Source organism: Brevibacillus sp. NPDC003359, from assembly GCF_042878995.1.
In the GTDB taxonomy this organism is placed as follows: domain Bacteria; phylum Bacillota; class Bacilli; order Brevibacillales; family Brevibacillaceae; genus Brevibacillus.
The window spans coordinates 1-8,856 of the sequence record NZ_JBIAOR010000033.1; the positions used below are offsets into that span (position 1 = coordinate 1).

The window sequence follows — 8,856 nt, forward strand, 5'->3', positions numbered from 1 at the left end:
CTCTCCAATAAAGTTTGTTACTGGTTCAAAGCTGGCAAATCATTTAATGATAGACTCATTAACGCTTTCGCTGTTCAGTTTTCAAAGAGCATTTTCACAACAACCATTTCATCTTATCAGGTTGTCCAGGTCGTGTCAACAAGTTTTTTTAACGTGTTTTTCAGCGACCTCATTAATCTATCACACAAGCTGAGGTAAAAGCAAGAACTTTTTTTCAGCAATTTGTAATCGATTTATGTAAAAAAGAAGAACAGGTATTAATATATCACTTAACGTTTTTAAGCGCAAGTAAAAAAATAAAAACCACCTGAGATTTTCTCAGATGGTTTTATTCTTCATTGCTAGTCGCGGTTACGCATGTGCGGGAACAACAGTACATCGCGAATGGAAGGAGAGTTCGTCAACAGCATCACCAAACGGTCAATACCGATTCCTAATCCTCCAGTTGGCGGCATACCATATTCAAGCGCTTCAATGAAATCGTCGTCCATATCATGCGCTTCGTCGTTACCAGCTTCTTTTTCCAAGAGCTGTGCTTCAAAGCGTTCACGCTGGTCAATTGGATCATTGAGCTCTGTAAATGCATTCGCATGCTCACGAGCTACGATAAACAACTCAAAACGATCCGTGAATCGCGGATCCTGGTCATTTTTCTTAGCCAATGGCGAAATCGCCACAGGATGACCGTAAACAAAGGTAGGCTGAATCAACGTATGCTCCAGCTTTTGCTCAAAGAATTCATTCACTACATGTCCGAACGTATGGTGAGGCTCAACGGATACGCTATGCTCTTTTGCCAAAGCACGTGCTTCATCGTCGCTCATTTCCTTCCAGAAATCGACGCCGAGATTTTCCTTAATCAAATCTACCATGTGGACACGACGCCATTTTGGTGTCAGGTCAATCTCGTTGCCTTGGTACTGAATTTTCATAGTGCCCAATACTTCCTGTGCGATATGAGCAATCATTTCTTCAGTGAGGCTCATGATATCCTGGTAGTCTGCATACGCTTCGTACAGCTCAATCATCGTGAACTCAGGGTTGTGGCGAGTAGAGATCCCTTCATTGCGGTATACGCGACCGATCTCATACACCTTTTCCAGACCACCGACAATCAGGCGTTTCAAGTGCAGCTCAATCGCAATACGCATATAAAGCTGCATATCCAATGCATTGTGGTGCGTGATAAATGGACGAGCAGATGCACCACCGGCAATCGCATGGAGTGTAGGTGTTTCTACTTCCAGATAGCCAAGGTTGTCCAAATAACGTCGCATCGAAGTCAGAATACGGCTACGAGTAATGAACGTATCACGAACCTCTGGATTCACAATCAAGTCCACGTAACGCTTACGGTAACGGGTCTCGATATCTTTGAGGCCATGATATTTCTCAGGCAGTGGACGCAGTGACTTGGTCAGGTAGGTCAGTTCCTTTGCTTTTACACTGAGCTCGCCGGTTTTTGTTTTGAAAACAACACCTGTTACTCCGACCATGTCACCGATATCAGCCAAATCAAATACTTTGCTCAGCTCTTCGCCAACGGTATCCTGACGGACGTAGATTTGAATTTGACCGGAACGATCCAGCAGTTGAGCAAAGCTCGCCTTACCCATTCCACGTTTCGCCATCAAGCGGCCTGCAATCGTAACCACGTTCTCTTCCGCTTCCAGCTCTTCCTTGCTCTTTTCGCTAAAGGCTTTCGTAATATCTGCAGCGTGATGCGTTTGCTCGAATTTTTTACCGAACGGATCAAAGCCCCACTCACGCAATTGATTCATTTTGTCATGACGCACTTGAAGAAGCTCGTGTAGCCCCTCCTGTTGCTGTTCTTCTTGCTGTAGGTCTTGCTCGTTTGCCATTTTACTCACTCCTCTAGAAAATGCCTGCATTAACAATTTTGTACAGACTTTTATAATAGCGATACGGCGTACCTCGCAAAAGGTACGCCATAGTTCGACTGCTTACAGGTTAATGTCAAGAATCTCGTACTGGATAACTCCCGCTGGTACGTTTACGTCAACGATTGAGCCTTTTGCTTTACCAAGAAGCGCTTGACCTACCGGGGACTCGTTGGAAATCTTGTTGTTCATCGGATCGGATTCAGCCGAACCTACAATCGTGTAATCCATAACATCACCGAACTCGAGGTCTTTCAGCTTCACGCGGGAGCCTACACTTACGACCCCTGTATCCACATCTTCATTTGTGATGATGCGGGCATTGCGCAGCATTTTTTCCAGCGTCAAAATACGGCCCTCAATGAACGCTTGCTCATTCTTTGCCTCTTCGTATTCAGAGTTCTCACTGATATCTCCAAAGCTGATCGCTTCTTTAATACGAGCTGCTACTTCCTTGCGTTTAACCGTTTTCAAATCTTCAAGCTCTTGTTCCAGCTTCGTTAAACCTTCTGGTGTAAGGATGACTTCTTTTTCAGACATGGTTCAATTCCCCCGTTTTAAAAAATGATTCCATTTATACTGGGTAAAGTACAAAGGATTATATGTAGATGTTCTATACAATATACAGCAGAATGCAATCGTCTGTGAGGTTCAAAGGTAAAGCTGCCAGTGTGGACTGGCAGCTCGGCTCCCAATATTACGGAGTATTATAGGATATGAAGGAACCCTTGTCAATGTCTGGAATGAACCACCAGTTTTAGTAGCTGACAGCCTCATCACTCGCTGTTTCCAGCGGTTCTTCGTTGTCATCTGCGTAGTTTTCAATCCAGTCGACATAGTTCATGAGGACGCGACGAAGCTCCTCTTCTGTCTCAACCGCATTCACGAGATTTTTCGTGTGCGTCGAGCCCTTCAAGCCTTTCAAGTAATACGCCGCGTGCTTACGCATCTCAAGGACTCCCACTCTCGGACCCTTCAGCGCGATTAAACGCTCTGCATGCAAAAAACAAATATTCATCTTTTCACGTGCGGTTGGCTCCGGACCAAGCTCTCCCGTCGTCAGGTATTGAATCGTGCGATACAGCATCCACGGATTTCCGAGCGCAGCGCGTCCAATCATAACACCATCGCAGCCCGTTGTATCCAACATGCGTCTCGCATCCTCAGGAGTAGCCACATCCCCGTTTCCGATCACCGGAATCGAGACGGTTTCCTTCACCCGACGAATCCAGTCCCAGTCAGCTTGCCCCTTGTACATTTGTACACGGGTACGTCCATGAACAGCAATCGCTTTGCCACCTGCACGTTCGACTGCCTTGGCGTTATCCAGTACATACAGATGCTCTTCGTCCCAGCCCAATCTCATCTTCACGGTAACCGGCTTGTCGACCGCATCGACCACAGCAGATACGACTTCGTAGATTTTATCTGGATCGAGCAACAGACGCGCACCTGCATCACAGCTCGTAATTTTCGGCACAGGACAGCCCATATTGATATCAATGATATCCGCATTCGTATGCTGGTCTACATATTTCGCCGCACTCACCAAGGTTTCCTTGTCTCCGCCAAAAATCTGCAAACTTAGTGGTTTTTCGCGTTCGTCGACAAACAGCATATCCATCGTTTTTTTGTTTCCGTGCACGATGCCCTTGTCGCTTACCATCTCGGCGCAAACCAATCCAGTACCGAACTCCTTGGCAATCAGACGAAAAGCAGGATTACAGACACCTGCCATTGGAGCGAGAACCACGTTGTTTTTTAATTCGATATTGCCGATCTTCATCTATTTTCGCCTCCTTATTCCCGCTTAGCCGGGGTCTTGGAGAGGACAATCCTATCCAAACTTCATTACATCACCTATTTATAGCACATAATTCATCGTAGTCTACCTGTAAAGTGCTGGCGATCTTCCGTAATACAGGCTCTGTTGGTGTACGAGTTCCTCTCTCTAATGATCCGACAAACGACAGTGACACTCCCATCTTTTCCGAAAGGGACTGTTGCGTATACCCTTTTAGCTTTCGGAAGGATCGGATTCGATTTCCCAGTTGAGTGCTCCCCACTCACGTACCCCCTTGTGATCTTCTACCAATAAGGAAAGATAATGATCAATGGTCTGGTTATGCTCAGGTAAAACCTCGCCTTCCCAAACGTCTCGAAGCGGCACGAGTACAAAAGCACGCTCGCTCAGCCCGGGATGAGGAATCATGAGATTGTCTTGTGAAACACGAGATGTCCCGTACAACAGTAAGTCAATATCAATCGTGCGCGGTCCCCACCGAACCGTTCGCACACGCCCCAGCTCGCGCTCTACTGACAAAGCCGTCTCTAGCAGCTGATCCGGAGTCTGTTCTGTTTCCACAGCGATCACCATATTCAGAAATGCGTCTTGTTCGACGTAACCAAATGGATCCGTCTCATAAACAGAGGAGACACGCAGCACGCGAATTCCAGGTTGCTCGTTCAATCTCTGAATCGCCCGGCGCAAGTTCTGTGCCCGATCCCCGAGGTTGGAGCCTAGCGCCAAATACGCACAAACTGTCATGAAGCAAAATCCTCTCTTCTACGGATCATCTCAATCGCAACCGACTCATAATGCCCATTGATCGGCGGATTCGGCTTGGTCACTTTTGCTTTAACTTCATGCAAAGGGAATTGCTTCAATAGACGTTCTGCTATCACAGCAGTCAGTTTCTCTACCAGTTGAAACCGTTCACCCTCGACAATTTTTTGCACACAAGTAAAGATATCGGCGTAATTGACTGTATCCTGAAGATCGTCACTTGCTCCGGCTTTGGATAAATCGAGCGATAGCTCCAGATCGACATAAAACCGTTGGCCCAGCTCAGCCTCTGCTCCAAACACACCGTGATATCCGTAAAAAGACATGCCATTGAAGTAGATTTTATCCAAGGTTAAATGCCCCCTTTTAGCATCGCATCCATCATCTTGGTAACGCGCTTCATTTCTTTGACATCATGCACCCGTACCATATGGCAGCCTTTTGCCGCCCCGAGGGCAACTGTCGCTGCAGTACCTTCGACACGTTTATCTACAGGCAAATCGAGAACATGGCCGATCATTCGCTTGCGTGAAGTGGCCAGCAGAACTGGATAGCCCAGCCCTACCAGATCATCCAGCCTGCGCATTGTCTCGAGATTTTGCTCGACAGTCCTTACAAACCCGATCCCCGGATCGAGGATGATTCGCTCCTGCTTTACCCCTGCCTGCAAGGCGATCTGTACTGATTCACGCAGGTCTTTGATATAGTTTGGGAAAAAGTCGTGATAGTCCGTGTCTTCGCGATTGTGCATCAGGATAATGGGCACGTCGAGACGAGCAGCCACCTCTGCCATCCGCGGATCACGCTTCGCTCCCCACACGTCATTGATGATATGCGCACCTTCTAAAATAGCCCGTTCTGCAACCGACGCTTTGTAGGTGTCAATGGACAGCGGAACAGATAATTCCTGCGAAAGTATCCGAATGACTGGTAGCACTCTGTCCAGCTCCATGGCCTCATCGACTGGTTCCGATCCTGGACGCGTCGACTCTCCCCCGATATCAATCAGGTCAGCTCCGGCCTCAACCATCGCACGCGCTTGTGCCAGTGCTGCCTCCACATCGACAAAGCGACCGCCATCCGAGAACGAATCAGGTGTCACATTCAAAATGCCCATGACTAACGTGCGCTCCCCCAGTGGCAGGACATACTGGCCACAGTTCAGCTCGCGCCGCGCACGAAGCTTGGCAGGCATAGCTAAAACTTCCCGTACCTCTGCCGCCAACGCTCGTAGTTCCTCTGTTTGGGTTTTCATATGATCCAATGCCAAATCCATCTGCTTATGGAAAGCCAACAGCAGCACATATTTTTTGTCGGCAGTACCCGGTTGGTCTGAAATAATGGCTTCCGCATCGAAAGAGTGCATAATCTCTCTCACACTCTCTGCTACCGCCACACTCATGTTTTCCGTGTGAATCTTTAGGCTCGTCCCCGAATCCGCCATGCGTTCAGCTTCTGGAACAGGAACACCCCTTTTGACAAGCTCCGATACCATCTCAGCGAAAGTCGCAGCATGGATTCGAAATGAATTGTATTTCATGATCAAACTCCTTTTTCCGTCTTCGCACATTGAATAGTAGCATACCATAATTTACTCGGTAGCCGCTACAGACTGACGGTATGCCCGGTGCAGTTCGCGCGAATATGTACCATATGTCGAAGCGACGGAATGCCCGTCAATTTCGGTAATCGGAACGATCTCTTGCACGGAATTTGTCGTAAAGACTTCATCGGCATTGAGTAGCTCTTCCAAGCGATATCGACCTTCTTCGACAGGCATGGATAATTGCTGTGCCAAAGTCAAAACATGTCGCCGCGTCACACCATCAAGAATGCCTGTATCAATAGAAGGGGTAAACAACTGACCGTTCTTGATCCAAAACACATTGCTCACAATCCCTTCCGCCACGAATCCATCATGCGTCAAAAACAGACCTTCCACATCTGGACGGGCACCGAGTTCTTGGCGAGCAAGAGCATTGTTTAAGTAGTTGTGCGATTTAAAACGCTGCTGGCCTTCCGCTGTCTGTCTAGCCAACGCCAATGTCTGCAATCGTTTTGGCTCGGGAGGTACTGCCAGAGGTGCTACAGGTTTGGCAAATACGAATAAGGACGGACGCTCGTACCCCCCTGCTACCAAGCCTACTCCTTCTGAGCCAGCCGTAATACTCAGGCGGACGTAAGCATCACGCAACTCGTTGGCACCTATGGTCATCCGAATGGCGCAAGCCAGCTCTTCCTTTGTCCAAGCAGGTTGAATCTGCAACGCAAAAAGCCCGGAACAAAGCCGGGCGTAATGAGCGTCCCATAGAAATAGCTTGCGGTCGTATACACGTAACGTTTCAAACAGACCAATGCCGTATAAAAACCCGTGGTCCAATACTGATACTGTAGCCTCGTGAGCCGGACAAATCGTCCCGTTTACATAAACGCGCATCTTCGCTCTCTCCCGATAATATAGTCGAGAGCATCATATCATATCTTTTTCTCCTCTTCATCCGGCGTCAAATCTTTCATAGACAGCTTAAACTCATTCAAAGTCTGCCCGACTGCACGACCAATCTCCGGCAGCTTTTTCGGACCGAAAAGCAACAAGGAGATGATCAAGAGCAAGATCAATCCGGGAATACCGATGCTCGATAGCATAGCTAGCCACACTCCTTTTCCTGTCGAATACCCAGTCTCTTCAAAGGATGTGCATAAAGCATCCAATCTACTCCCAGCCCCAAGCAAAAAAGGCTACCACTGAAGCATGGTAGCCCATCACTCACGAAATTTTACTCTCGCTTATTTTTTTCCACCCAAGATTTCAAAGATGACATCTGCATTTTTCGTGTTGTCGATCAATCCAGAGACTTTCTCTTTTCCAGGGCCATACGCATAGACGTTTACATCTTCACCTGTGTGTCCACCGGTTGTCCAACCAGTAAAGGAGCGTGTATCGATAATTGCTTCGATGGCATTATCAATTTTCACTTGGTCTTTTGTTTCAGTAGCTTTCTTCACAGATGCGATTTCTTGTGGAGTCAGCTCCAGGTCAATGTACTTCTTGAGTGTTTCTTCTACATTTGCACCTTTTGCAATCTCAGTCGAAATGAAATCAGGCGTACGTTTCACTGCTTTAATCGGCTCTACCAAGAAGTTGTATTCATCTTTAGCCGCTACAGACAATCCACCTGTGGAGTGGTCAGCAGTCGCGATAACCAGGGTATGTCCATCTTTCTTCGCGAAATCAATCGCTGCTTTGAAAGCTCGCTCGAAATCTTCCATCTCGCTCATTGCGCCAACGATGTCGTTGTCATGTCCAGCCCAGTCAATTTGGCTTCCTTCTACCATCAGGAAGAACCCATCCTTGTCCTTGCTCAGACGATCGATCGCGGCATTTGTCATTTCTTCCAGAGAAGGTGTTTCGTCGGAGCGGTCGATCATTTTGTCCATTCCGCCAGCTGCAAACAATCCGAGAATTTTGCCGTTTTTGTCGTCTAATAGTTCGCTCTTCGAAGTAACGTAGCTGTAGCCATCTTTCTTGAATTCTTTTGTCAGGTCACGATCTTTGCGAACGAAGTTTTTCAAGCCACCGCCAAGCATTACATCAATAGAATGCTCGCCGTTAATTTTCAAATCATAGTAATCATTCGCAATCGCATCCATATTTTTGCGGCTTTCGTCATGGGCGCCATAAGATGCAGGTGTAGCATGTGTAATTTCGGAGGTAGCTACCAAGCCAGTAGATTTACCTACTTTTTTCGCACGTTCGAGTACGGTTTCTACTTCTGATTTGTCGTTGTCTACTGCAATGGCATTATTGTAGGTTTTTTTACCGGAAGACATCGCCGTAGCAGCAGAAGCGGAGTCTGTAATGTTTTGCTTGTGGTCTTCTGCGTAAGTCATTTGTGCACCGACCAAATATTTATCGAATTCTGTCGGCTCCATCAGTGGAGTCGAAGGGTCATCCTTCATATAACGGTGTGCAGTTGTGTAAGCAGTACCCATACCGTCACCGATCAAGAAGATTACATTTTTCACTTTTGCGTTGTTATTATTTTCTGCTGCTTTTACAAGACCTGTAGTAGGACCAAAGAACGCTGTAAAAGCCAGCGAGGAGATTACTGCTACTGGAACGAGTTTTTTGGGGAATGTACGGAACATCATGTACCTCCTAAGAGATGAATTATTATTTCAACTTGATTGTAATCTGCCAATATTGAGAAATGACGTGGGGAATGTTAAGAAGTTTAAGGAAACGGTAAAGATCGATTTACATTTGTCGATGAACACAAAAAACCGCCCTCGATGAACTGCACCCCAATTGTTAGACACAACTAACGATTGGAGGTGCAGTTTTTTCTATGACTAAATTTTCTACAGACGATAAACTATCAGCGGTTC

At 47.0% G+C, this 8,856-nt stretch carries 10 protein-coding genes; all 10 read right to left on the reverse strand.

Annotated elements, in window-relative coordinates; all coding sequences use genetic code 11:
• Positions 1 to 341: 341 nt before the first annotated feature.
• The 10 genes from lysS to ACFYU8_RS31365 all read right to left on the reverse strand — a co-directional run bounded on the left by lysS (position 342) and on the right by ACFYU8_RS31365 (position 8,616).
• Positions 342 to 1,862, reverse strand: coding sequence for a lysine--tRNA ligase (gene lysS / locus ACFYU8_RS31320; RefSeq protein WP_390307209.1), 1,521 nt, complete (start codon positions 1,860 to 1,862; stop codon positions 342 to 344).
• Positions 1,863 to 1,964: 102 nt separating this feature from the next.
• Positions 1,965 to 2,441 (reverse strand): transcription elongation factor GreA, encoded by a 477-nt coding sequence (greA, locus tag ACFYU8_RS31325; RefSeq protein WP_064203223.1) that lies wholly within the window; start codon positions 2,439 to 2,441, stop codon positions 1,965 to 1,967.
• A 217-nt stretch (positions 2,442 to 2,658) separates the two neighbouring features.
• On the reverse strand, positions 2,659 to 3,687 hold the full coding sequence (gene dusB, locus ACFYU8_RS31330) for a tRNA dihydrouridine synthase DusB (protein ID WP_390307211.1): 1,029 nt from the start codon (positions 3,685 to 3,687) through the stop codon (positions 2,659 to 2,661).
• Between the two features lie 70 nt (positions 3,688 to 3,757).
• On the reverse strand, positions 3,758 to 3,967 hold the full coding sequence (locus tag ACFYU8_RS31335; protein WP_390307213.1) for a helix-turn-helix domain-containing protein: 210 nt from the start codon (positions 3,965 to 3,967) through the stop codon (positions 3,758 to 3,760).
• Positions 3,919 to 4,449, reverse strand: coding sequence for a 2-amino-4-hydroxy-6-hydroxymethyldihydropteridine diphosphokinase (gene folK / locus ACFYU8_RS31340; protein WP_390307215.1), 531 nt, complete (start codon positions 4,447 to 4,449; stop codon positions 3,919 to 3,921). The genes ACFYU8_RS31335 and folK overlap by 49 nt, the downstream gene beginning before the upstream one ends.
• The gene (folB, locus tag ACFYU8_RS31345; RefSeq protein WP_390307217.1) at positions 4,446 to 4,817 is read right to left on the reverse strand and encodes a dihydroneopterin aldolase; all 372 of its coding nucleotides are present in this window, start codon (positions 4,815 to 4,817) and stop codon (positions 4,446 to 4,448) included. Before folB ends, folK begins: the two co-directional genes overlap by 4 nt.
• A gap of 2 nt (positions 4,818 to 4,819) precedes the next feature.
• On the reverse strand, positions 4,820 to 6,007 hold the full coding sequence (folP, locus tag ACFYU8_RS31350) for a dihydropteroate synthase (RefSeq protein WP_390307220.1): 1,188 nt from the start codon (positions 6,005 to 6,007) through the stop codon (positions 4,820 to 4,822).
• A gap of 51 nt (positions 6,008 to 6,058) precedes the next feature.
• Positions 6,059 to 6,904, reverse strand: coding sequence for an aminodeoxychorismate lyase (pabC, locus tag ACFYU8_RS31355; RefSeq protein ID WP_390307222.1), 846 nt, complete (start codon positions 6,902 to 6,904; stop codon positions 6,059 to 6,061).
• A gap of 38 nt (positions 6,905 to 6,942) precedes the next feature.
• A complete protein-coding gene (tatA, locus tag ACFYU8_RS31360; RefSeq protein WP_390307224.1) occupies positions 6,943 to 7,113 on the reverse strand; it encodes a twin-arginine translocase TatA/TatE family subunit in 171 nt (56 codons plus the stop codon).
• Between the two features lie 141 nt (positions 7,114 to 7,254).
• The gene (locus ACFYU8_RS31365) at positions 7,255 to 8,616 is read right to left on the reverse strand and encodes an alkaline phosphatase (protein WP_390307226.1); all 1,362 of its coding nucleotides are present in this window, start codon (positions 8,614 to 8,616) and stop codon (positions 7,255 to 7,257) included.
• Positions 8,617 to 8,856: the final 240 nt, after the last annotated feature.